At 65.7% G+C, this 24539-nt stretch carries 21 protein-coding genes; 15 read left to right on the forward strand and 6 right to left on the reverse strand.

Features of this window, described 5'->3' with window-relative positions; genetic code table 11:
- The first annotated feature begins 17 nt into the window (after positions 1-17).
- The 11 genes from nuoC (at position 18) to nuoN (ending at position 13774) form a co-directional block, all read left to right on the forward strand.
- Positions 18-1799 carry an NADH-quinone oxidoreductase subunit C/D gene (nuoC, locus tag GCU53_RS02280; protein ID WP_152386179.1) on the forward strand — a complete coding sequence of 594 codons (1782 nt, stop codon included), beginning with the start codon at positions 18-20 and terminating at the stop codon, positions 1797-1799.
- 1 nt (position 1800) lies between these two features.
- On the forward strand, positions 1801-2295 hold the full coding sequence (nuoE, locus tag GCU53_RS02285; RefSeq protein ID WP_152386180.1) for an NADH-quinone oxidoreductase subunit NuoE: 495 nt from the start codon (positions 1801-1803) through the stop codon (positions 2293-2295).
- Positions 2292-3641 (forward strand): NADH-quinone oxidoreductase subunit NuoF, encoded by a 1350-nt coding sequence (nuoF, locus tag GCU53_RS02290; RefSeq protein ID WP_152386181.1) that lies wholly within the window; start codon positions 2292-2294, stop codon positions 3639-3641. Before nuoE ends, nuoF begins: the two co-directional genes overlap by 4 nt.
- 160 nt (positions 3642-3801) lie before the next feature.
- A complete protein-coding gene (gene nuoG, locus GCU53_RS02295) occupies positions 3802-6516 on the forward strand; it encodes an NADH-quinone oxidoreductase subunit NuoG (protein ID WP_152386182.1) in 2715 nt (904 codons plus the stop codon).
- Positions 6513-7502: an NADH-quinone oxidoreductase subunit NuoH gene (nuoH, locus tag GCU53_RS02300; RefSeq protein ID WP_152386183.1), complete on the forward strand. Its 990-nt coding sequence runs from the start codon at positions 6513-6515 to the stop codon at positions 7500-7502. Before nuoG ends, nuoH begins: the two co-directional genes overlap by 4 nt.
- 14 nt (positions 7503-7516) lie before the next feature.
- Entirely contained in the window at positions 7517-8065 is a 549-nt protein-coding gene (gene nuoI / locus GCU53_RS02305) for an NADH-quinone oxidoreductase subunit NuoI (RefSeq protein ID WP_152386184.1), read from the forward strand.
- A 13-nt stretch (positions 8066-8078) separates the two neighbouring features.
- Positions 8079-8579 carry an NADH-quinone oxidoreductase subunit J gene (gene nuoJ, locus GCU53_RS02310; RefSeq protein WP_152386185.1) on the forward strand — a complete coding sequence of 167 codons (501 nt, stop codon included), beginning with the start codon at positions 8079-8081 and terminating at the stop codon, positions 8577-8579.
- A 4-nt stretch (positions 8580-8583) separates the two neighbouring features.
- Positions 8584-8892 (forward strand): NADH-quinone oxidoreductase subunit NuoK, encoded by a 309-nt coding sequence (gene nuoK, locus GCU53_RS02315; protein ID WP_152386186.1) that lies wholly within the window; start codon positions 8584-8586, stop codon positions 8890-8892.
- Positions 8889-10736, forward strand: coding sequence for an NADH-quinone oxidoreductase subunit L (gene nuoL, locus GCU53_RS02320; protein ID WP_152386187.1), 1848 nt, complete (start codon positions 8889-8891; stop codon positions 10734-10736). The genes nuoK and nuoL overlap by 4 nt, the downstream gene beginning before the upstream one ends.
- A 27-nt stretch (positions 10737-10763) precedes the next feature.
- Positions 10764-12293, forward strand: coding sequence for an NADH-quinone oxidoreductase subunit M (nuoM, locus tag GCU53_RS02325; protein ID WP_152386188.1), 1530 nt, complete (start codon positions 10764-10766; stop codon positions 12291-12293).
- An 8-nt stretch (positions 12294-12301) separates the two neighbouring features.
- On the forward strand, positions 12302-13774 hold the full coding sequence (gene nuoN, locus GCU53_RS02330; protein ID WP_152386189.1) for an NADH-quinone oxidoreductase subunit NuoN: 1473 nt from the start codon (positions 12302-12304) through the stop codon (positions 13772-13774).
- Positions 13775-13853: 79 nt separating this feature from the next.
- Here nuoN and GCU53_RS02335 read toward each other — a convergent pair whose 3' ends face one another.
- Genes GCU53_RS02335 through GCU53_RS02345 form a run of 3 tightly spaced genes read right to left on the reverse strand, consistent with a single transcriptional unit; the run spans position 13854 to position 16155 of the window.
- Positions 13854-15176 (reverse strand): sensor histidine kinase, encoded by a 1323-nt coding sequence (locus GCU53_RS02335; RefSeq protein WP_152386190.1) that lies wholly within the window; start codon positions 15174-15176, stop codon positions 13854-13856.
- Positions 15173-15838, reverse strand: a complete 666-nt coding sequence (locus GCU53_RS02340) for a response regulator transcription factor (RefSeq protein WP_152386191.1) — start codon at positions 15836-15838, stop codon at positions 15173-15175. The genes GCU53_RS02335 and GCU53_RS02340 overlap by 4 nt, the downstream gene beginning before the upstream one ends.
- Positions 15838-16155, reverse strand: coding sequence for a PepSY domain-containing protein (locus tag GCU53_RS02345; protein WP_425278169.1), 318 nt, complete (start codon positions 16153-16155; stop codon positions 15838-15840). Before GCU53_RS02345 ends, GCU53_RS02340 begins: the two co-directional genes overlap by 1 nt.
- 277 nt (positions 16156-16432) lie before the next feature.
- On the opposite strand from GCU53_RS02345, the gene queD reads away from it, so the two are divergent.
- A complete protein-coding gene (gene queD / locus GCU53_RS02350) occupies positions 16433-16789 on the forward strand; it encodes a 6-carboxytetrahydropterin synthase QueD (protein WP_152386193.1) in 357 nt (118 codons plus the stop codon).
- Here queD and GCU53_RS02355 read toward each other — a convergent pair whose 3' ends face one another.
- The gene (locus GCU53_RS02355; RefSeq protein WP_152386194.1) at positions 16790-17404 is read right to left on the reverse strand and encodes a lytic transglycosylase domain-containing protein; all 615 of its coding nucleotides are present in this window, start codon (positions 17402-17404) and stop codon (positions 16790-16792) included.
- Positions 17405-17786: 382 nt separating this feature from the next.
- Between GCU53_RS02355 and gspG the strand changes: the two genes are divergently transcribed.
- Positions 17787-18215, forward strand: coding sequence for a type II secretion system major pseudopilin GspG (gspG, locus tag GCU53_RS02360; RefSeq protein ID WP_152389758.1), 429 nt, complete (start codon positions 17787-17789; stop codon positions 18213-18215).
- Between the two features lie 12 nt (positions 18216-18227).
- Positions 18228-19418: a type II secretion system F family protein gene (locus GCU53_RS02365; RefSeq protein ID WP_152386195.1), complete on the forward strand. Its 1191-nt coding sequence runs from the start codon at positions 18228-18230 to the stop codon at positions 19416-19418.
- Between the two features lie 63 nt (positions 19419-19481).
- Here the strand turns inward: GCU53_RS02365 and GCU53_RS02370 are convergent, their stop codons facing one another.
- Both GCU53_RS02370 and GCU53_RS02375 read right to left on the reverse strand, forming a co-directional pair.
- On the reverse strand, positions 19482-21977 hold the full coding sequence (locus GCU53_RS02370) for a bifunctional diguanylate cyclase/phosphodiesterase (RefSeq protein WP_152386196.1): 2496 nt from the start codon (positions 21975-21977) through the stop codon (positions 19482-19484).
- 841 nt (positions 21978-22818) lie between these two features.
- Complete coding sequence (locus GCU53_RS02375; RefSeq protein WP_208845432.1) at positions 22819-23397, reverse strand: antibiotic biosynthesis monooxygenase; 579 nt, start codon at positions 23395-23397, stop codon at positions 22819-22821.
- 255 nt (positions 23398-23652) lie between these two features.
- Here GCU53_RS02375 and GCU53_RS02380 point away from each other — a divergent pair, with 255 nt between their 5' ends.
- Positions 23653-24366, forward strand: coding sequence for an SOS response-associated peptidase (locus tag GCU53_RS02380; protein ID WP_152386197.1), 714 nt, complete (start codon positions 23653-23655; stop codon positions 24364-24366).
- The last annotated feature ends 173 nt before the right edge of the window (positions 24367-24539 follow it).

The raw sequence follows: 24539 nt of genomic DNA on the forward strand, positions 1-24539 counted from the left end.
CGAAAGCGACCGAGACCATGACTGCAGACAGCGTTCTGTCCATTCCGCCGTACAAGGCCGACGACCAAGATGTGGTCGCCGAACTCAACTCCCGTTTTGGTGCCGAAACCTTCACCGTACAAAGCACCCGCACGGGCATGCCCGTGCTCTGGGTGGCACGGGAAAACCTCATCGAAGTCCTGCGCTTTCTGCGCAACCTGCCCCGCCCCTACGTCATGCTCTATGACCTGCATGGCGTCGACGAGCGACTGCGCACCCAGCGCCGCGGTCTGCCGGAGGCCGATTTCAGCGTCTTCTATCACCTGCTGTCGATCGAACGAAACAGCGACGTGATGATCAAGGTCGCCCTGAAGGAAGGCGACCTCAGACTGCCCAGCGCCACCGCCATCTGGCCGAACGCCAACTGGTACGAGCGCGAGATCTGGGACATGTACGGGATCCGCATCGACGGCCACCCGCACCTGACCCGCATCCTGATGCCGCCGACCTGGGAAGGCCATCCGCTGCGCAAGGACTACCCGGCCCGCGCCACCGAATTCGATCCCTACAGCCTGTCGGCAGCCAAGCAGGATCTGGAGCAGGAAGCGCTGCGCTTCAAACCCGAGGAATGGGGCATGAAGCGCGGCAGCGAGCACGAGGACTTCATGTTCCTCAACCTCGGCCCCAACCACCCCTCCGCCCACGGTGCCTTTCGCATCATCCTGCAACTGGACGGCGAGGAAATCGTCGACTGCGTGCCGGAGATCGGCTATCACCACCGCGGCGCCGAGAAGATGGCCGAGCGGCAGAGCTGGCACAGCTTCATCCCCTACACCGACCGCATCGACTACCTCGGCGGGGTGATGAACAACCTGCCCTATGTGCTGGCCGTCGAAAAGCTGGCCGGCATCCAGGTGCCGCAGCGGGTCGACGTGATTCGCGTCATGATGGCGGAGTTCTTCCGCATCCTGAACCACCTGCTCTATCTCGGCACCTACATCCAGGACGTCGGGGCCATGACGCCGGTATTCTTCACCTTCACCGACCGCCAGCGCGCCTACAAGGTGGTCGAGGCCATCACCGGCTTCCGCCTGCACCCGGCCTGGTACCGCATCGGCGGGGTCGCCCACGACCTGCCGCGCGGCTGGGATGCTCTGGTCAGGGAGTTCATCGAGTGGATGCCCAAGCGCCTCGACGAGTACGAGAAGGCAGCGCTGCAGAACAGCATCCTGCGCGGCCGCACCATGGGCGTGGCCCAGTACGACACCAGGCAGGCGCTGGAATGGGGCGTCACCGGAGCCGGCCTGCGGGCTACCGGACTGGACTTCGACCTGCGCAAGGCGCGTCCCTACTCCGGCTACGAAAACTTCGAGTTCGAGGTCCCTCTGGCGCACAACGGCGACGCCTACGACCGCTGCATGGTCAAGCTGGGCGAGATGCGCCAGAGCCTGCGGATCATCGAACAGTGCCTGAAGAACATGCCGGAAGGCCCCTACAAGGCCGATCACCCGCTGACCACGCCGCCGCCGAAGGAGCGCACGCTGCAGCACATCGAGACCCTGATCACCCACTTCCTGCAGGTGTCCTGGGGGCCGGTGATGCCGGCCAACGAGTCCTTCCAGATGATCGAGGCAACCAAGGGCATCAACAGCTACTACCTGACCAGCGACGGCAGCACCATGAGCTACCGCACGCGGATCCGCACCCCGAGCTATGCCCACCTGCAGCAGATTCCCTCGGTGATCCGCGGCAGCATGGTGGCCGACCTGATCGCCTATCTGGGCAGCATCGACTTCGTTATGGCCGACGTGGACCGCTGACATGAACTCAATTATCCAGACCGACCGTTTCGTCCTCAGCGAAACCGAACGCTCGGCCATCGAGCACGAGAAGCACCATTACGAGGACCCGCGCGCCGCCTCCATCGAGGCGCTGAAGATCGTCCAGAAGGAGCGCGGCTGGGTGCCGGACGGCGCCATCCCGGCCATCGGCGAGATTCTCGGCATCCCGGCCAGCGACGTCGAAGGCGTGGCCACCTTCTATAGCCAGATCTTCCGTGTGCCGGTGGGACGCCACGTGATCCGCGTGTGCGACAGCATGACCTGCTACATCGGCGGCCATGAGGACCTGCTCGGCGCCATCCGCCGGAAACTCGGCATCGCTCCCGGCCAGACGACCGGCGACGGCCGGTTCACCCTGCTGCCGGTGTGCTGCCTGGGCAACTGCGACAAGGCCCCGGCCGTGATGATCGACGACGACACCTTCGGCAACCTGACGCCCGAGGGCATAGAACAACTGCTGGAGGCCTACCCATGACTCTCACCTCCATCGGTCCCGCCAACCGCACTCCCCGCACGGCGGAAACCCATCCCCTGACCTGGCGCCTGCGCGACGACGCCGAGCCGGTCTGGCTCGACGAGTACCGGCAGAAGAACGGCTATACCGCGGCCCGCAAGGCGCTCGCCGAGATGTCGCCGGCCGACATCGTCGCCACCGTGAAGGACTCCGGCCTCAAGGGCCGGGGCGGCGCGGGCTTCTCCACCGGCATCAAGTGGGGCCTGATGCCCGCCGACGAATCCATCAACATCCGTTATCTGCTGTGCAACGCGGACGAGATGGAGCCGAACACCTGGAAGGACCGCCTGCTCATGGAGCAGCTGCCGCACCAGTTGATCGAAGGCATGCTGATCAGCGCCCGGGCGCTGAAGGCCTATCGCGGATATATCTTCCTGCGCGGCGAGTACGTCGATGCGGCCCGCATCCTCAACCGCGCCATCGCCGAAGCCAAGGCCGCCGGCCTGCTCGGCAAGAACATCCTCGGCAGCGGCTTCGACTTCGAGCTGTTCGTGCACACCGGTGCCGGCCGCTACATCTGCGGCGAGGAAACCGCGCTGATCAACTCCCTCGAAGGACGCCGCGCCAACCCGCGCTCCAAGCCGCCCTTCCCCGCCGCCGTCGGCGTCTGGGGCAAGCCGACCTGCGTGAACAACGTCGAAACCCTGAGCAACGTGCCGGCAATCGTCGGCAACGGCGTCGACTGGTACAAGTCCCTGGCCCGCCCCGGCAGCGAGGACATGGGCACCAAGCTGATGGGCTTCTCCGGCAAGGTGAAGAACCCCGGTCTCTGGGAACTGCCCTTCGGCATCACCGCCCGCGAACTGTTCGAGGACTATGCCGGCGGCATGCGCGACGGCTACCGGCTCAAGTGCTGGCAACCGGGCGGTGCCGGTACCGGCTTCCTCCTCCCCGAGCACCTGGACGCCCAGATGTACGCCGGCGGCATCGGCAAGGTCGGCACCCGCATGGGCACCGGCCTGGCCCTGGCGGTGGACGACAGCATCAACATGGTCTCGCTGCTGTGCAACCTGGAGGAGTTCTTCGCCCGCGAATCCTGCGGCTGGTGCACCCCGTGCCGCGACGGCCTGCCGTGGAGCGTCAAGCTGCTGCGCGCCCTGGAGCGAGGCGAAGGCCAGCCCGGCGACCTGGAAACCCTGGCGCAGCTGGTCAACTTCCTCGGCCCGGGCAAGACCTTCTGCGCCCATGCGCCAGGCGCCGTCGAGCCGCTGGGCAGCGCCCTCAAGTACTTCCGCGAGGAGTTCGAGGCCGGCGTGCGGGGAAACCCCATGGAAACACGCCAGAGCGTCGCCGCCTCACAGGTTTGAGTTTGTTCGAAACGCAGGTCGAACGGAGCCGGGGTCCGATCCATGGCCCGCCGGGCTCCAGCGTCCGCCCCGACCTGCGTCGGTCGCTGCCTCATGCAGCGCCACTGACCGGATTCCATTAGCCACACCCGCTCCGGCGGGTATTGAAGAAAACTGAACCATGGCCACTATCCACGTAGACGGCAAGACGTTCGAAGTCGATGGCGCGGACAACCTGCTCCAGGCCTGCCTGTCCCTCGGACTCGACATTCCCTACTTCTGCTGGCACCCGGCGCTCGGCAGCGTCGGTGCCTGCCGACAGTGCGCGGTCAAGCAGTACAACGACGAGAACGACAAACGCGGCCGTCTCGTCATGTCCTGCATGACCCCCGCCACCGACAACACCTGGATCTCCATCGACGACGAGGAAGCGAAGCAGTTTCGCGCGAGCGTCGTCGAGTGGCTGATGACCAACCACCCGCACGACTGTCCGGTCTGCGAGGAAGGCGGTCACTGCCACCTGCAGGACATGACGGTGATGACCGGCCACAACATGCGCCGCTACCGCTTCACCAAGCGCACCCACCAGAACCAGGAGCTCGGCCCGTTCATCGCCCACGAGATGAACCGCTGCATCGCCTGCTATCGCTGCGTGCGCTACTACAAGGACTATGCCGGCGGCACCGACCTGGGCGTCTACGGCGCCCACGACAATCTCTACTTCGGCCGGGTCGCGGACGGCGTGCTGGAGAGCGAGTTTTCCGGCAACCTCACCGAGATCTGCCCGACCGGGGTGTTCACCGACAAGACCCACTCCGAGCGTTACAACCGCAAGTGGGACATGCAGTTCGCCCCCAGCATCTGCCACGGCTGCTCGGTCGGCTGCAACATCAGCCCCGGCGAGCGCTACGGCGAACTGCGGCGCATCGAGAACCGCTACAACGGCTCGGTGAACCACCACTTCCTCTGCGACCGCGGCCGCTTCGGCTACGGTTACGTCAACCGCACCGATCGCCCGCGTCAGCCGCTCCTGGGCAGCGACAAGAAGCTCGGCATCGACGCCGCCCTCGACCACTCCGTCGCCCTGCTCAGGGATCGTCGCGTGATCGGCATCGGCTCCCCGCGCGCCAGCCTGGAAAGCAACTTCGCCCTGCGCGAGCTGGTCGGCCCCGAGAACTTCTCCAGCGGCATCGAGGCGGGCGAACTGGAACGCCTGCAACTGGCCCTGCAGATCCTGCAGGAAGGCCCGCTGCCGACCCCCTCGCTGCGCGAAATCGAGGATCACGACGCGGTGTTCGTGCTCGGCGAGGACCTGACCCAGACCGCCGCGCGCATCGCTCTGGCCCTGCGCCAGTCGGTCAAGGGCAAGGCCGGGGAGATGGCCGCCAACATGAAGGTCCAGCCCTGGCTGGATGCGGCGGTGAAGAACATCGCCCAGCGCGCGCTGAGCCCGCTGTTCATCGCCAGTCTGGCCGCCACCCGGCTGGACGACGTGGCGGCCGAATGCGTGCATGCCGCGCCGGACGACCTGGCCCGCCTGGGCTTTGCCGTGGCCCATGCCATCGACGCCGAGGCCCCGGCGGTCGAAGGCCTTGATCCCGAGGCCGCCGAACTGGCCCGGCGCATCGCCGATGCCCTGCTGGCCGCCAGGCGCCCGCTGCTGGTTTCCGGCACCTCCCTGGGCTCCCGGGCCATCCTCGAAGCCGCGGCGAACATCGCCAAGGCCCTGCACAAGCGGCAGAAGAACGCCGGCATCAGCCTGGTCGCGCCGGAAGCCAACAGCCTGGGCCTGGCCCTGCTCGGCGGCCACTCGCTGGACACCGCCCTGGAGCGCCTCGCCGGCGGCGAGGCCGATGCCGTGGTGATCCTGGAAAACGACCTGTATCGCCGTGCCGATCCGGCCCGGGTGGATGCCGCCCTGGCAGCCGCGAAGGCGGTGATCGTCGCCGATCACCAGCAGACCGCCACCGCAGCCCGGGCCAACCTGCGGCTGCCGGTGGCCAGCTTCGCCGAGGCCGATGGTACCCTGGTCAGCCAGGAAGGCCGTGCCCAGCGCTTCTTCCAGGTTTTCGAGCCGAGCTACTACGACGCCGACAACCTGGTGCGCGAGGGCTGGCGCTGGCTGCATGCCCTGCACAGCGCTCTGCAGGGCCGCACTGTCGACTGGACCCAGCTCGACCAAGTCACCGCGGCCTGTGCCGATGCCCATCCGCAGCTGGCCGGCATCCGCAACGCCGCGCCGAATGCCGCGTTCCGCATCAAGGGCCTGAAGCTGGCCCGCGAACCGCATCGCTACAGCGGCCGCACCGCCATGCGCGCCAACATCAGCGTGCACGAGCCACGCGCATCGCAGGATCAGGACAGTGCCTTCGCCTTCTCCATGGAGGGCTATTCCGGCAGCACAGAAGATCGCCAGCAGATTCCCTTCGCCTGGTCGCCGGGCTGGAACTCGCCGCAGGCCTGGAACAAGTTCCAGGACGAGGTGGGCGGCCACCTGCGCGCCGGCGATCCGGGCATCCGCCTGATCGAGGCGCAGGGCGATCGCCTGACCTGGTTTGGCGAGCCGCCGGCGGCGTTCAATCCGCCGCGGGGCCGCTGGCAAGTGGTGCCCTTCCATCACCTGTTCGGCAGCGAGGAGACCAGCGCGCTCGCCGCGCCCATCCAGGAACGCATCCCGCAGCCCTACGTCGCCCTGGCCAAGGCCGAGGCCGAACGCCTCGGGGTCAACGAAGGCGCCCTGCTCGGCCTGCGCGTCGAGGGCGTGGAGCTGCGCCTGCCGCTGCGCCTGGACGAAAACCTGGGGATCGGTCTGGTGGCCTTGCCCGCCGGCCTGCCGGGCATTCCCGCCACGCTTTTCGGCCGCCTGGCCAGCGACCTGCAGGAGGCTGCGCAATGAGCTGGATCACTCCCGAACTCGTCGAGATCGTCATCGCCATCCTCAAGGCCATCGTCATCCTGCTGGTCGTGGTGGTCTGCGGCGCCCTGCTCAGCTTCGTCGAACGCCGCATGCTCGGCCTCTGGCAGGACCGCTACGGTCCCAACCGGGTCGGCCCGTTCGGCATGTTCCAGCTCGGCGCGGACATGCTGAAGATGTTCTTCAAGGAGGACTGGACGCCGCCGTTCGCCGACCGGCTGATCTTCACCCTGGCGCCGATCGTCGCCATGAGCGCCCTGCTGATCGCCTTCGCCGTGGTGCCGCTGACCCCGACCTGGGGCGTAGCCGATCTCAACATCGGTCTGCTGTTCTTCTTCGGCATGGCGGGCCTCGCGGTCTATGCGGTGCTCTTCGCCGGCTGGTCGAGCAACAACAAGTTCGCCCTGCTCGGCAGCCTGCGCGCCTCGGCCCAGACCCTCTCCTACGAGGTGTTCATGGGCCTGGCACTGATGGGCGTGGTCGCCCAGGCCGGCTCCTTCAACATGCGCGACATCGTCGAATACCAGGCGCAGCACCTCTGGTTCATCATTCCGCAATTTCTCGGCTTCTGCACCTTCTTCATCGCCGGCGTCGCGGTGACCCACCGCCACCCCTTCGACCAGCCGGAGGCCGAACAGGAACTGGCCGACGGCTACCACATCGAATATGCGGGGATGAAGTGGGGCATGTTCTTCGTCGGCGAGTACATCGGCATCGTGCTGATCTCGGCGTTGCTGGTGACCCTGTTCTTCGGCGGCTGGCACGGTCCGTTCGGCATCCTGCCGCAGCTGTCCTTCCTCTGGTTCGCCCTGAAGACCGCCTTCTTCATCATGCTGTTCATCCTGCTGCGCGCCTCCCTGCCGCGCCCGCGCTATGACCAAGTGATGGCCTTCGGCTGGAAGTTCTGCCTGCCCCTGACCCTCCTCAACCTGCTGGTGACCGGCGCGCTCGTGCTGGCAGCCCAGTAAGGAGAAGACACGCCATGTTCAAATACATCGGAGAAGTGCTGTACGGCACCTTCACCCAGCTGCGCACCCTGGCGATGGTGTTCTCCCATGCCTTCCGCAAGCGCGACACCCTGCAGTACCCGGAAGAGCCCGTCTATCTGCCCCCGCGCTATCGCGGCCGCATCGTCCTGACCCGCGACCCCGATGGCGAGGAACGCTGTGTAGCCTGCAACCTCTGCGCGGTGGCCTGTCCGGTCGGCTGCATCTCCCTGCAAAAAGCCGAAAAGGAAGATGGCCGCTGGTATCCGGAATTCTTCCGCATCAATTTCTCGCGCTGCATCTTCTGCGGCCTCTGCGAGGAGGCCTGTCCGACCACCGCGATCCAGCTGACGCCGGACTTCGAGATGTCCGAGTACAAGCGCCAGGAGCTGGTCTACGAGAAGGAAGACCTGCTGATCTCCGGCCCCGGCAAGTATCCGGACTACAACTTCTACCGCGTGGCGGGCATGGCGATCGCCGGCAAGCCGAAAGGCACCGCGCAGAACGAAGCCGAGCCGATCAACGTGAAAGGCCTGCTGCCTTAAGGACCCAGGAAAGATGGAATTCGCGTTCTACTTCGCTGCCGGGGCCGCCGTGGTGTCCACCCTGCGGGTGATCACCCACACCAACCCCGTGCATGCCCTGCTCTATCTGATCGTTTCCCTGCTGGCGGTCTCGATGTGTTTCTTCAGCCTCGGCGCTCCCTTCGCCGGCGTGCTGGAGATCATCGTCTACGCCGGCGCCATCATGGTGCTCTTCGTCTTCGTGGTGATGATGCTCAACCTCGGCCCGGCCGTCGCCGAGCAGGAGCGGCAATGGCTGAAGCCCGGCATCTGGGCCGGACCCACGGTACTGTCCGCCCTGCTGCTGGTGCAGCTGCTGTACGTGCTGTTCGGCACCTCGAGCGGTGCCGTCGTCGGCCTACAGACGGTCGATGCCAAGGCCGTCGGCATCGCCCTGTACGGCCCCTACCTGCTGGCCGTGGAGCTGGCTTCCATGTTGCTGCTCGCCGCACTGATCGCCGCCTACCACCTCGGCCGCCGCGAAGCCAAGGAGTGACCCGATGAATGCAATTCCCATGGAGCACGGCCTGGCGCTGTCCGGCGTGCTGTTCAGCCTCGGCCTGGTCGGCCTGATGGTGCGCCGCAACATCCTGTTCGTGCTGATGAGTCTGGAAATCATGATGAACGCGGCTGCCCTGGCCTTCGTCGTCGCCGGCAGCCGCTGGGCGCAGGCCGACGGCCAGATCATGTTCATTCTGGTGATCACCCTGGCAGCCGCCGAGGCCAGCATCGGCCTGGCGATCCTGCTGCAGCTGTATCGCCGCTTCCATACCCTCGATATCGACGCTGCCAGCGAGATGCGCGGATGAACCTACTATTCCTCACCTGTCTGTTCCCGCTGATCGGCTGGCTGCTGCTGGCCTTCTCCCGCGGACGCCTTTCCGAAAACCTGTCGGCGCTGATCGGCGTCGGCTCCGTGGGCCTCTCGGCCCTGACCGCTGCCTGGGTGATCTGGCAGTTCAACAGCGCCCCGCCGGAAGGCGGCGTCTTCACCCAGACGCTGTGGCAGTGGATGAGCGTGGATGGCCTCGCGCCGAGCTTCACCCTCTATCTGGACGGCCTGTCGGTCACCATGCTCGGCGTGGTCACCGGCGTGGGCTTCCTGATCCACCTGTTCGCCAGCTGGTACATGCGCGGCGAAGAGGGCTACTCGCGCTTCTTCGCCTACACCAACCTGTTCATCGCCAGCATGCTGTTCCTGGTGCTGGGCGACAACCTGCTGTTCCTCTACTTCGGCTGGGAAGGCGTGGGGCTGTGCTCCTACCTGCTGATCGGCTTCTACTACCACGAACGCAAGAACGGCAACGCAGCGCTCAAGGCCTTCATCGTCACCCGCATCGGCGACGTGTTCATGGCCATCGGCCTGTTCATCCTGTTCTTCAATCTCGGCACCCTGAACATCCAGGAACTGGTCGCCCTGGCCCCGCAGAAATACGCCGAAGGCGACAGCTGGCTGTGGATCGCCACCCTGATGCTGCTCGGCGGCGCGGTCGGCAAGTCCGCCCAGCTGCCTCTGCAGACCTGGCTGGCCGACGCCATGGCCGGTCCGACCCCGGTCTCGGCGCTGATCCACGCGGCGACCATGGTGACCGCCGGCGTCTACCTGATCGCCCGGACCCACGGCCTCTACCTGCTGACCCCGGAGATCCTCGCCCTGGTCGGCATCGTCGGCGGCCTGACCCTGCTGCTGGCCGGCTTCGCCGCCCTGGTGCAGACCGACATCAAGCGCATCCTCGCCTACTCGACCATGAGCCAGATCGGCTACATGTTCCTCGCCCTGGGCGTCGGCGCCTGGGATGCGGCGATCTTCCACCTGATGACCCATGCCTTCTTCAAGGCCCTGCTGTTCCTCGCTTCCGGCTCGGTGATCCTTGCCTGCCACCACGAACAGAACATCTTCAGGATGGGTGGCCTGCGCAGGAAGCTGCCGCTGGCCTACGCCAGCTTCCTGGTCGGCGGTGCCGCACTGGCCGCCCTGCCGCTGCTGACCGCGGGCTTCTACTCCAAGGACGAGATCCTCTGGGAGGCCTATGCCAGCGGCCGCGTCCTGCTGCTCTTCGCCGGCCTGGCCGGTGCCTTCCTGACCTCCCTGTACACCTTCCGGCTGATCTTCATCGCCTTCCACGGCGAGGCCAGGGGCGAAGTGCACGAAGGACACGGTCTCGCCCACAACCTGCCGCTCGTGGTGCTGATCGTCCTGTCGACCTTCATCGGCGCCTGGATCGTGCCGCCGGTGCATGGCGTGCTGCCGGAAAGCGTCGGTCACGCCGGCGGTGGGGCCAAGCACGTGCTGGAAATCATCTCCGCGATCATCGCCGTGGCCGGGATCGCCCTCGCCGCGCGCCTCTACCTGGGGGACCGGAAACTGCTCGAGGGCATAGCGCAGAGCGAGCCGGCGCGCCGGATGATCCCGCTGTGGTATGCCGCCTGGGGCTTCGACTGGCTCTACGACCGACTGTTCGTCACTCCCTACCTGCAGCTCTGCCGTCTGCTCGGCCGCGACCCCATCGACCGCGGCATCGGCGTGATCCCCCACCTGGCCCGTGGCGGCCATGGGATCCTGAGCCGCAGCGAAACCGGCCAGCTGCGCTGGTATGCCGGCTCCATCGTCGGCGGTGCCGTGCTGCTGCTCGGCATCGTGCTGTTGGCCTGACATTTTGCGAAAGGAATTGAGCCCGTCATGATTCTGCCCTGGCTGATCCTGATCCCCTTTATCGGCGGCCTGCTGTGCTGGCAGGGTGAGCGCTTCGGCGCCACCCTGCCGCGCTGGATCGCGCTGCTGACCATGTCCCTGCTGCTGGTTCTCGGCCTCTGGCTGTGGACCACCGGGGACTTCACCCTGGCTCCCGCACCCGGAGCCGCGCCCCTCTGGACCTCCGAGTTCCGGCTGAGCTGGATCGAGCGCTTCGGCATCGAGCTGCACCTGGCCCTCGACGGCCTGTCGATGCTGATGGTGGTGCTCACCGGCCTGCTCGGTGTGCTCTCGGTCCTCTGCTCCTGGAAGGAAATCCAGCAGAAGGTCGGTTTCTTCCACCTCAACCTGATGTGGATCCTCGGGGGGGTGGTCGGCGTCTTCCTGGCCGTCGACCTGTTCCTGTTCTTCTTCTTCTGGGAAATGATGCTGGTGCCGATGTATTTCCTCATCGCGCTCTGGGGTCATAGCGGTAGCACCGGCAGCACCCGCATCACGGCCGCCACCAAGTTCTTCATCTTCACCCAGGCCAGCGGCCTGGTCATGCTGGTGGCCATCCTCGGCCTGGTGTTCGTCCACTACAGCCAGACCGGCGTGCTCACCTTCAGCTACGCCGAGCTGCTGAAGACCCAGTTGGCGCCGGGTACCGAGTTCCTGCTGATGCTCGGCTTCTTCGTCTCCTTCGCGGTGAAGTTCCCGGTCGTCCCGGTCCACTCCTGGCTGCCCGACGCCCATGCCCAGGCGCCGACCGCCGGCTCCGTGGACCTGGCCGGCATCCTGCTGAAGACCGCCGCCTACGGCCTGCTGCGCTTCGCCCTGCCGCTGTTCCCCAACGCCTCGGCGGAATTCGCGCCGATCGCCATGGGCCTCGGCGTGTTCGCCATCGTCTATGGCGCCCTGCTGTCCTTCGCGCAGACCGACATCAAGCGCCTGGTGGCCTACTCCAGCGTGTCGCACATGGGCTTCATCCTGATCGCCATCTACTCCGGCAGCCAGATCGCCCTGCAGGGCGCTGTGGTGCAGATGATCGCCCACGGCCTCTCCGCCGCAGCGCTGTTCATCCTCTGCGGCCAGCTCTACGAGCGCCTGCACACCCGTGACATGCGCGAGATGGGCGGCATCTGGGGGCGCATGCCCTGGCTGCCGGCCGTCAGCCTGTTCTTCGCCGCCGCTGCGCTCGGCCTGCCGGGCACCGGCAACTTCGTCGGCGAGCTCCTGGTCCTGATCGGCACCTTCCCGCAGGCTCCCTGGGTCACCGTGCTGGCCTCCACCGGCCTGGTGCTCGGCTCGGTCTACTCGCTGATCATGATCCATCGCGCCTACTTCGGTCCGAGCAAGGCGGAAGGCGCCCTGCTCGGCCTGAACGGTCGCGAGCTGAGCATGGTGCTCGGCCTGGCAGGACTGCTGATTCTCCTCGGCGTCTATCCGCAGCCGGTTCTCGACACCTCTGCCGCCAGCATGCAAGGCGTGCAGCAGTGGCTGAGCACCGCCCTCACCCAACTCGTTTCGGCCCGGTAAGTAGAGCCATGCACATGACGACGCAACATCTCATCGCCCTGCTGCCGCTGCTCATCACCTCCGCCACCGTCGTGGCGGTGATGCTCGGCATTGCCTGGAGGCGCAATCACTCGCAGACCTTCATCCTCTCGGTGTCCGGTCTCAACCTCGCCCTGCTGTCGGTCATTCCGGCGGTCAAGGTCGCGCCGCTGGCGATCACCCCGCTACTGCAGATGGACAGCTTCGCCGGCTTCTACATGGCGCTGATCCTGGTCGCAACCCTGGCCTGCGTGACCCTGATCCATGCCTACATGGGCGACAAGAGCGGCGCGCCGGGCTATCCCGGCAACCGCGAGGAAATGTACCTGCTGATCCTGCTCGCCACCGCCGGGGCACTGGTCCTGGTCGGAGCCCAGCACCTGGCCGGGCTGTTCATCGGCCTGGAACTGCTTTCGGTACCGGTCTACGGCATGGTCGCCTACGCCTTCTTCAACCGGCGTTCTCTGGAGGCCGGCATCAAGTACATGGTGCTCTCGGCGGCCGGCTCGGCCTTCCTGCTGTTCGGCATGGCCCTGCTCTACGCCGAATCCGGCAGCCTGAGCTTCGCCAGCCTGGGCAATGCCATGGCGCCGGATGGCGTGCAGGGCAGCCTGATCCATGTCGGCATCGGCCTGATGCTGATTGGCTTGGCCTTCAAGCTGTCGCTGGTGCCCTTCCACCTGTGGACGCCGGACGTCTACGAGGGTGCTCCGGCACCAGTCTCGGCCTTCCTGGCGACCGCCAGCAAGGTCGCGGTGTTCGCCGTGCTGCTTCGCCTGTACCAGATCTCTCCGGCGACCTCCGGTGGCTGGCTGAACGATCTGCTGAGCCTGATCGCGGTCGCCTCGATCCTGCTCGGCAACCTGCTGGCGCTGCTGCAGAGCAACCTCAAGCGTCTGCTCGGCTATTCGTCCATCGCCCACTTCGGCTACCTGCTGGTGGCGCTGATCGCCAGCAAGGGCGTGGCCGTGGAGGCGATCGGCGTCTACCTGGCGTCCTACGTGCTGACCAGCCTCGGCGCCTTCGGGGTGATCACCCTGATGTCCACCCCCTACAGCGGCCGCGACGCCGACGCCCTGTACGAGTACCGCGGCCTGTTCTGGCGCCGTCCGTACCTGACCGCCGTGCTCACCACCATGATGCTGTCGCTGGCCGGCATCCCGCTGACGGCCGGCTTCATCGGCAAGTTCTACGTGATCGCTGCGGGCGTCGAGTCCGAACTCTGGTGGCTGCTCGCGGCGCTGGTCATCGGTAGTGCCATCGGCGTCTACTACTACCTGCGGGTGATGGTCACCCTGTTCCTGGTCGAGCCGAAGCTGCAGCGTCGCGATGCTCCGCTCAACTGGAACCTGGGCAGCGGCGGCATCATGCTGCTGCTCATCGCCCTGCTGGCCTTCGGCCTCGGCGTCTACCCGCAACCCCTGCTGGAACTGGTGCAGCAGAGCGGCCTCCTGGTCGGCTGAAGCCGGATCTCCGGTGCGGCGAAGCCTCTTCGCTGCACCGGGATCGGTCCGAACGCCCCCCGCAAGCCCCTTCCCCCGCTCACGCCTCCCTGCGCGCCGGCAACTCGATTGCCACCCGCAAACCGCCCAGCGGCGAATCCTGCAACGCCAGCCGGCCACGCCAGGCCTCGAGAATATCGCGCACGATGGCCAGACCCAGACCGTGCCCCGCGACTTGCTCGTCCAGGCGGATGCCGCGATTCAAGGCCTCGCCACGGAATTCGGCGGCCATCCCCGGACCATCGTCGTCGACCCGGATCAGCCAGCCGTCCGGCGCTCCGGCGATCTCCAGATTCACCCGCGTGCATGCCCACTTGCAGGCGTTGTCCAGCAGGTTGCCGAGCAGCTCCAGCATATCCTCCCGATCCCATGGCAAGCGCACGCCCGGCGGGGCCTGCCAGTCGAGCGCCAGTCCCCGGTTGTGGACCATCGCCAGGGTGGCGAACAGTCCGGGCAGTTCCACGGCACAATCGAAATGACTGGCCGGCAGAGCCTCGCCGGCCAGCCGCGCGCGGCCCAGCTCGCGGGCCAGCCGCTGCTCGATCTGCGCCAACTGCTCCTGCAGCGACGCCTGCAGCTCCGGGCAGGCCGCCAGTTCGGCCCGCGCGGCCAGACTGGTCAGCACCGCCAGGGGCGTCTTCAGGGCATGGCCGAGATTGCCGACCGCATGCCGCGAACGCTGCAGGGTGCTCTCGGTCTGGCGCAGCAGATGGTTGATCTGCGCCACCAGCGGCTCCAGCTCGATGGGGACTCCGGGGTCCAGCGCCTGGCGCAGCCCCTGCTGCAGCTGCTCGACCTGACGACGCACCTCCTCGAGCGGTTGCAAGGCCCGGCGCACCGTGAGTCGCTGCAGCACCACCACCAGAACCAGCACCGCCAGCCCGAGCAGACAGGCGAGCCACTGCACACGCCGGTAGGCCTGCAGGATCGGTGTGTAGTCGGAGGCGACATTGATCGAAATGTCCTGCCCGAAGCGCCGGTAGTCGGCGCGATAGAGCAGTAGGCGCTGATCGTTCGGGCCATCGACCAGCCCGTCTTGCAGGCCTGTGGCAGGCGATGGCGTCAGGGCATGATCCCAGAGGGAACGCGAGCGCCAGCTCTCGCCCGGCAGGTCGATGCGAAAATAATGGCCGGAATAGGGACGCTGATAGATGCCCGGCAGGTGCGGATCATCCAGCTGGATGCCGCTCTGTCCGCGGACCAGGCTCGCCAGCAGGGTTTCAGCCTGCTCGCGCAGATCGTCCTGCAGGTAGCGGCGCAGCCCCGCATCGAGCATCCAGAGGGTGGCCTGCGCCAACAGCAGCCCTGTGCCCAGCAGGACGCCGATCAGGCCGATCCCCAGGCGGCGCTGGATCGATCTCAACGCACACCGGTGAAGCGGTAGCCCTGGCCGCGGCGGGTTTCGATCACCGTCCGGCCAAGCTTGCCGCGCAGGCGGTTGATGTGTACCTCGATGACGTTGGAGTCGCGCTCGGTTTCGCCGTCGTAGAGGTGCTCGGCGAGCTGCCCCTTGGAGAGCAGTTGGCCCGGATGCAGCATCAGGTAGCGCAGCAGGCGGAATTCGGCGGCGGTGAGTTCGATATCCTCGCTGCCGCAGCGAACCACCTGGCGCGCCTCGTCGAGCTGCAGCCCGCCCGCCTCCAGCTGCGGCTGGTTGGCCAGGCCGTGGGCCCGGCGCAGCAGCGCCTGGATGCGCAACTGCAGCTCTTCGGGATGAAAGGGCTTGCACAGATAGTCGTCGGCCCCCGCCTTCAGCCCCTCGATGCGCTCCGCCCAGGAAGCGCGTGCGGTGAGCACCAGCACCGGCGTGGCCAATCCCTGGGCGCGCCACTCGCGCAGCACCTCCAGCCCTGGTTTGCCGGGCAGCCCCAGATCGAGAATCATCAGGTCGTAGGGCTCGCAAGCGCCCTGGCGAGCAGCATCGCGCCCGTCGGCCAGCCAGTCGACGGCATAGCCCTGGCGCTGCAGACCGGCCACCAGCTCATCGGCCAGACCGACCGAGTCCTCCACCAACAGCAGGCGCATCAGTCGTCTTCCTCGTCCTTCAGGATGCGACCGTCGCGGGCATCCAGCTCCAGCTCGCGCACGACTCCGCCAGGTGTGAGAATCTCCACCTCGTAGACGTAGACGCCATGCTCCTCTTCCAACTCGGCCTCCAGCAGGCGGGCCCCCGGGTAACGATCCAGGGCATTGCGGACCAGCTGCTCGAGCGGCTGGATGACGCCCTCCTGACGCAGACGCAGGGCCTGATCCTGATCCAGGTCCCGCGCACTCGCGCTCAGCAGGCAGAGAGCGCCAAGCAAGGCGCCTCCCCAGGCGCCGAATCGGGCACGCAAGCGCATCATCGGGCAGGCACGGATCCCGAGAGCGGGACGGTGAAAGCGTGCATGGAAACCCTCCTCGGGAAACATGGCGGAAAGACAGCCGGCAGGAGCAGCCGCCTCCAGGCGAGCCCCCTTGGCCAGTCTGGGGCGGGCGCCTTAATTCAAGCTGAACGGCACCTTCCGGTCGCTTTCGCTGAACCATAAGCCGACCCAGGGGGTAAAATCCACCCTGCGCGCCTGCGGGACGCGCCCCCGAGGCGGAAAGCGTCCAAATCACCTACTCAAGGCACTTTCAGTGGAATTATTCAAAGAATTCATATTCGAAGCGGCTCACCGCCTCCCCCATGTTCCGGCCGGACACAAGTGCGGCCGTCTGCACGGGCACTCCTTCCGCGTGGCCATCTACATCGAGGGCGAGGTCGATCCCTACACGGGCTGGATTCGCGACTTCTCCGAGATCAAGGAGATCTTCAAACCGATCTACGAGCGGCTGGACCACAACTACCTGAACGAGATCGAAGGCCTGGAGAACCCGACCAGCGAGATCCTCGCCAAGTGGATCTGGCAGCAGCTCAAGCCCCTGCTGCCCGAGCTTTCCCGGGTGCGCATCCACGAAACCTGCACCAGCGGCTGCGAATACCGCGGCGACTGATCAGCCGCCGCTCTGCAGGCGACGGTAGTACTCGAGCACCTTGGGTACATAGCGCTGGGTCTCGGCGAAGGGCGGGATGGCGCTGCCGCTGCCGATGACCGCTCCCGGGCCGGCGTTGTAGGCGGCCACGGCCAGGCTGAGGTCCTGGTCGAACATCTCCAGCAGGCGCTTCAGGTAGCGGGCGCCGCCGCGGATATTGGCGGCCGGGTCCCAGACATCCGTCACACCCAGCTCGCGGGCGGTATCCGGCATCAGTTGCATCAGACCGGCCGCCCCCTTCGGCGAGACGGCCCGCGGATCGTAGTTGGACTCGGCACGGATCACCGCATGCAGCAATGCCTCGGGCAGGCCGTGCTCGGCCGCCGCGACGGCCACCAGCGAGGCGTAGGGCAGCGCCCCGACCGGCACCCCGTGCCTCGGCGCAGGAGCGGCGAATACCGGCGGCGGTGCAGGCGGCTCGCGGCGCAGGCGCACGCTCTTGCGTTCCCGGCGATAGACATTGGTGAGGATGATGCTGCCGTCCGCCGCCACCTCCCTGTAGATATCGCCGTATGCCGGCATCGCCGACACCAGCACGGCCCCCATGCCGAGCAGAACCACGGTTACCCGTCCCATGCATCCCTCTCCCAATGGCGGCCGCGTCTCCCGGCGGCTCCTGCATCCACCTGTCAGCAGCCAAGCAAGAATCGTGCAGCCTCGAGAGAATGCCGCCCCCCTCGGTACGCCGGGCTTTTCCGCGGTCCGAAGGGATCGGGGGAGCGTCCATATCGGGGAAAAGTGGGTGAAAATCCCCAATTCCCCAGCAGGCCACGGCCAGAGCCCGCGAAAAACGACCTCAGGCGCCTGGCCCGAAGCTTGCTGAACTCCCGGCGCGCTCCGGCGTTTATCGCCTGTCGACGGCAGCGCCGGGGGCCTCCACTGCGGGAGTGGCCGCCCCAGCGCTGTCGCGGCATCGCCCCTTCTGTCACCGGAACCCGAGGTCAGCCAGATGAAACGGATGCATACCCTTGCCCAGGCCCGCCACAGCCCGGGCTTCACCCTGCTGGAACTGCTGGTCGTGCTGGTCGTGCTCGGCCTGCTGGCCGGCATCGTCGGCCCCAAATACTTCAATCAGCTCGGCCGCTCGGAAACCAAGGTCGCCCGCGCGCAGATCGAGGGCCTGAGCAAGGCGCTGGACATCTACCGGGTGGAAACCGGCCACTACCCCAGCACCGAGCAGGGACTCAACGCCCTGGTCACGGCGCCCAGCGACGAACCGCGCTGGTCCGGCCCCTATCTGCAGAAGGCCGTACCGCTGGACCCCTGGGGTCGTGCCTACGTCTACCGCTCGCCGGGCGAGAACGGCGACTACGATCTGCTGACCTTCGGCAAGGACGGTCAGCCCGGCGGCGAGGGCGAGAACGCGGAAATCACCAGCTGGCAATGACGGGAGCCGGACATGCGCTTTCAGATCAAGGGCATGCGCAAGGCCGCGGAAGTGGTGTCGCTGGTCCTCGAGGCGCCGAGCCCGGCCGACGCCCGGCGCCTGGCCGAACACCAGGGCCTGAGGGTGCTCAGCCTGCGCGCCGAAAGGCGCTGGTCGCCTCTCCACTGGCGGCGCCGCGAAGCCTTCCCGCTGGTACTGTTCAGCCAGGAGCTGACCACCCTGCTGAATGCCGGCCTGGCGCTGATCGACGCCCTGGAAAGCCTTGCCGAGAAGGAGTCCGACGCCCAGGCGCGCAAGATCCTCTCCGATCTGGTGCGCCTGCTCTACGAGGGCAAGTCCCTTTCCCAGGCGCTGGGCGAATTCCCTTCGGTCTTCCCGCCGCTCTACGTGGCGCTGGTGCAGTCCAGCGAGAAGACCGGCGCGGTCGGCGACGCCCTGGGCCGCTATGTGGCCTACCGCATGCGCATGGACGAAGTGCGCCAGAAGATCGTCAGCGCCTCGGTCTATCCGCTCCTGCTGCTGCTGGTCGGCAACGGGGTGCTGCTGTTTCTGATCGGCTACGTGGTGCCGCGCTTCAGTCTGGTCTTTGAAGGGCTAGGCTCCAACCTGCCCTGGCTGTCGCAGGTACTGCTGAGCGTCGGGCAGTTCATTCATACCCATCAGAATGCGCTGCTCGGCAGCCTGCTGCCGACCCTGGTCGCCCTCGTCGTCCTGCTGCGCCAGGAGCGGGTCCGCAGAGCTCTAGGGCGGCTGGTCGAGAAGATCCCGACCATCCGCGAGCGCCTGTTCATCTACGAGATGGCGCGCTTCTACCGCTCCCTGGGCATTCTGCTGCAAGGCGGCATCCCCATCCTCACCGCCCTGGGCATGGTCCGCGGCCTGCTGGGCTCCGCCTCGCGGGTCCGCCTGGACCGGGCCGCCGGACTCATCCGCGAGGGCCACGCCCTGTCCCGCTCGCTGGAGGAGAACCACCTGGCGACCCCGGTCTCCCTGCGCATGCTGCGCGCCGGCGAACAGGCCGGCAACCTCGGCCTCATGATGGAACGCACCGCGGATTTCTACGATGAGGAAACCGGCCGCTGGATCGATTGGTTCGTGCGGCTGTTCGAACCGCTGCTGATGACTTTCATCGGACTGATCATCGGGGTGATCGTGATCCTGATGTACATGCCGATCTTCGAACTGGCCTCGAGCATCCAGTAGCTTCGGGAGCGAGCGCCTCACGGCCTCTTCCACCGCCCCCTGGTGACCCCGTTCGGCACGGGATCACCAGCTGCTCACGGAGAACTCGTGCAACGTGGGCAGGAACTCCGAGGCCGGCAACGGCTTGCAGAACAGGTAACCCTGCCCCGAATCGCAGCCCAGCGCCTCCAGAAGCTGGCGCTGCTCCTCGGTCTCGATCCCCTCGGCTATGGTCTGCATGTCCAGATCCTTGGCCAGACCGATGATGGCCTGGACGATGGTCCGATCGCTGCTGGTGGCCGAGATGGCCTGGATGAAGGAGCGGTCGATCTTCAGCTTGTGCACCTGCAGTTTCTTCAGGTAGCTGAGCGACGAATAACCCGTTCCGAAGTCGTCGATGGACAGCTTCACGCCTCGGGAGCGCAAGCTGCGCACGATCTCGATGACCTGCTCGGGATTTTCCATCGCCACGCTTTCGGTCAGCTCCAGCTCGAGCGACCATGGCGGCAACTGGCTTTCGGCGAGCGCCGTATCGATCTTTTCCAGCAGGGCGGCATCGCGGAACTGGGCCATGGAGATATTGACCGCGATGCTCATATCCCCCGGCAAGCCCGCATCCAGCCAATGCCTCATCTGCTGCGTGGCCTTCTGCAGGACCAGATCGCCGATCTTGATGATCTGGCCACTGATCTCGGCGATCGGGATGAACTCGGCAGGACTGATGAAGCCCAGCTCGGGATGGCACCATCTCACCAGCGCCTCGGCCCCCTCCAGCCGCCTGCCCGTTATGTCGAACTGCGGCTGGTAATAGACGTCCAGCTGTCCCCACTGGATCGCCTCGCGCAGCGCTCCCTCCAGCAGCAGGGAGCGGGCCGTACAGGCCTGCATTTCCCCCGTGAAGAACGCATAGTGGCTGCGGCGCTCGTGCTTCGCCCGATACATGGCGATGTCGGCATGGCTGGACAGGGTTTCCAGATCCCGCCCATCCTGGGGAAACAGGCAGATGCCCATCGATGCGGCGACATGCAGCGTATATTGCCCCACCTGGATGGGCACCTCGATGGACCTTTTTATGCATTCGGCCATTTGTCCGGCCGCGTGCACATCCGCCTCGGGGAGCAGGAACATGAACTCGTCCCCGCCCTGACGGGACACTATGTCCCTTGGGCGCAGAACCTTTTCCAGACGAGAAGCGAGTTCGATCAGCAATGCATCGCCGACCTTGTGGCCGAGCGAGTCGTTGACGTTCTTGAAGTTGTCGAGATCCATGAAGATCAGCGCCAGAGGCTGCTGATTCTTCTCGCAGCGCGTCGCCTCGAAATCGAAGCGGGTATTGAACAGCGTACGGTTCGGAAGCCCGGTGAGCGCATCGAAATGCGCCATCTGCTCGATTTTGGATTGACTTCTGGCCTGCTCCGTCACATCCCGGATCAAAATGACGAAATGACTTTTCTCTTCAGGCCACTGGGCGAGCAGCGAGGCCGAAACCTCGAAGACCAGTCCTTCCGTGCCGTTGCCGATCTGGAACTTGAAGCCTGAGCCCTGCCCCTTGCCTTCCGCGGCCCGCATCGCCCGTATCAGGCACTCGAGGGCCTGGGGCGGAAGCAGGTCCTGAAGGTATTCGCCTGCCTTCGGATCCTTCGTCCCGAATAGTTTCTCATTCGTCGGAACATGGGTGCTGAGCAGCAGACCATCGAGACGGGCCTCGAGAATGATATCCGGCAGTGCCTCCATGAGGACTTCGACATGCTGTCTCGAATCTTCCAGCGACTTGTAGGGCGCCAGTATCGACTCCACGAAGATAGCCCTGTAGAGGATCAGATAAGCAATGATCTTGTAGATATGCCCGGACAGGTTGTACACGTCCGTGACACTGCTGTAGACCACGAAAAACATTGTGCTCATCACCATGACCAGCAGCGAGCAGAGCAGAAGACCTGTCTCGAGCCCCATATCCCGGTGCCTTCTCATCGACAGCAAGGCCATGCTGGTGCAGTAGAGAATAGCGATCGTGTATTCCGTCCTCTGCTTGAACGGGGTCAGGCCAACCCCCTCCTGATAAGTATCCGGAACGATTTCCGGAAACAGGAACAGGACCAGATGGGCAAGAGCTATGACGAACAGCGTGATGAACAGGGCTCTGTATCTATCCGCATTGGTGGAGCCGGAAGGAGTGGAGGCCACCAGCCTCCAGGGCATGCAGGCAATGATCAGAATGCCCAGCGCCGTCAGGCAGCGCGCCAGTAGCCAGAAGCTGATCGCCTTCTCCGGAGAATTCGGGCCGAGAAAATCGGGCATTCCCTTGTAGGACAGCATGTGCGAGAAGTCGGAAATCGCCACTGCCAGGAACGTACAGGAAACGATCAGGATGGCGCGATTCCCGTGCATCCTGAACGTATGCCAGCCCACGGCAAAGATCAGCACGCTCACCATGATGGAAGCGGTTTCCACTATCTGATGCAGCGTCAGAAAGTGCTGTATCGGCGGCAGCGAATCGCCCAGTAAATAAATCAGCAGCCAACCACCCAGCAGCAGCGACATCCACAGCCAGCGATTGCCAAAGGATTTACTTTTCTGCATGTCAGGCACCACCACTCGAGACAAGCTGCAGCCGAATAAAACGAGTCCATGTCATCAAGTAGAAACTCATACACTCCATGTTCCTGCAGACAGCTTGCCGGCATCGGGTGCGTACTGCGGATGCCGAACCAGGCCATGCCGGCAGGGAACGCATCGAACTCGGAAAAACCGTCTGGATTCGAGCGCGTATCGGCACGGGCAACTATCCGCTCATCAGCTCAGGGCTCGCTCTGCCTCCGACATGCCTGCGGCATCGGTCGCCAGCCCTTCAAGGCCTGAACGCCGTTGGCCATCAACCGATCCTCCTGTTGTCATTCAAGGAATCGGCTACAGACTGCACCCCGTGCACAACGGGCTTATCCGCGCGGGCGGCTTGCTTCCTGCTCCAGCCTGGCCGCAGAGGGCGCCGGATGCCGTGCGCGGCAGCAGTATCCGGGTAGGAGAAAAGGAGCGAAACGGCAAGCCTGGCCATAGGCACAATCAGTCCGTGATCAGGGCGGTACCACTGTAACCGTATCGTCTTGCAACGAGAGACGCGAACAAGCAGCCCATGGATAGCCTGTTTGCCTGATTGGAGGCCTCAAGTTTGAAGGCGCGGAGCCGATAGGGGGTGCCGGACCGCAGGGAATGCCGGAACAGTCGAGCCGTCCGGCAAGACGCCCCTATGCCATGCCCCCGACGCCGAAGGACGAACCGGCAGCTCGCCAAGCGCTTGCCCTGTCGCAGCAGCGGATTGCCTGAAGCGCCCTTGCGAGAGGAGGCGGATAAGGCCCCCCTTGCGTCCTGCGCGTCGAACCGGCCCCCACACGCCTCAGCGAGCGCTTGGAGGCCGGACTGCCCGCTATGATCGGCCCGGATGCAGCAGGCGCTCGAGACGCCCCAGGGCAGCGGGACGGCCATTGAGCCAGGGGGCCAGCAGGCGTGTGATGAGCGGGATGAAGAGGAAGACCATCAGGGGCGTCATCATCAGGGTACTGAGCAGTATCCGCGGGAAGAGCGGCAACGAGCCCAGCGAATCGCCGAACAGCCACTGGAATGCCAGGGACACGGGAAAGAACGCCAGCCAGATCGCCGTGGCCTGCTTCCAGCGCGGCGGAGCATTGCCTGCGGCATCGTGGAACCAGCTGCCCAGCCCGGTGGCACGGTGCTCGTGGGGAGCGTCGAAGAGGCCCTGCCCGCGAGCCAGCCAGGCATGCCGGGAGGCGGAATGCTCCCAGGCGGCCAGGGTGGACTCGTCGCGGAAGCGGAAGACGATCTGGTACTCGTCGTCGCCGGGCGGCGGTGCCAGCACACCGGATCCCAGAAAGCCATCGAAGTCGGCGGCCAGGCGGCGTCCTTCGTCGAGCCAGGCGCTGAAGGCCCGGTAGCGTCCGCGAGCCACGCGGCGCGCCACCATGAGGGTGACGGGGTCGTTAGACATCCTGTATCTCCTTTTCAGTGTCCGGCTACCCGGGTAGGGCCTGCCGAAGAAACGGGGAGTCTGGGTAAAACCCTCCGAAAGGCAGGTCAAAACTACTCCATCCGGCAGCAAGGAACCAACCCCCGAATGCAGCGGGAAACCGCTCCTGGCTCGGGCTGCCGGACGACCGCCCTGCTTCCTTGGACAGGCTTTCTGGCCGCACTCGCAAAGGCTGGCAATACTTCGAAACAGACGGACCATGCAACGGAGGCCGGCATGTGCGGCAGATTCGTGCAGTACCGGGCGGCGATCGACTACCTGCAGGCACTGCACAGCGAGGCGCCGCTGGCGGCCGGCATCGAGCCCGTGCCGATCGCTCGCTACAACGTGGCTCCGCATACGCGGGTGCTGCTGATCCATGTGGATGCCGACGGGCTGCGCATGGAGCCCGTTCCCTGGGGTTACGCGCCAGCCTGGGCCCAGGGGCCGCGGGCACGACCACCAGCGATCAATGCCCGGGTGGAAACGCTGGCGAGCAGCCGCTTCTGGCGGGAAGCCTGGAAATCCGGACGCGCCCTGATACCGGCCGATGGCTGGTACGAATGGCAGCAGGAGGCAGCCGGCACGGGGCGCAAGCAGCCCTTCTTCTTTCGCCTGAAGAGCGGCGAGCCACTGTTCTTCCCGGCCATCGGCCGGTTTCCGCGCGCAGGCGCAGCAGTGCGCGAAGGAGACGGCTTCGCCCTGATCACCCGGCCCAGCAAGGGACGGATGGGCGAGATCCACGACCGCCAGCCGCTGGTCCTGTCGCCCGAGACGGCCCGCGCCTGGATCGATCAGCAACAGACGCCGGCCCAGGCCGAGGAAATCGCCCTGCACCGGGGACTGCCATCAGAGGCGTTCGAGTGGTATCCGGTCGGACTGGCCGTGGGGAACGTGCACAACGAGGGGAGCGGACTGATTCAGCCTGTGGGACCGGCGAATGCAGGCTGAGACAGGCTCGGAATGCCACAGCGCTGGGCAGGCCAGCTCAAAAACTGGCAAGATCGCGCCCCTCATGCCCCTTCGTCTGCCTGCAGGCCGACAGCTCGGGCCAAGCAAGATCCGGAGTCGAACTCCGCCTTGACGACCAGAGCCAAGGCATTCCTCCTCCAGCCGCTTGATTA

It is taken from the genome of Azotobacter salinestris (assembly GCF_009363155.1).
GTDB lineage: Bacteria > Pseudomonadota > Gammaproteobacteria > Pseudomonadales > Pseudomonadaceae > Azotobacter > Azotobacter salinestris.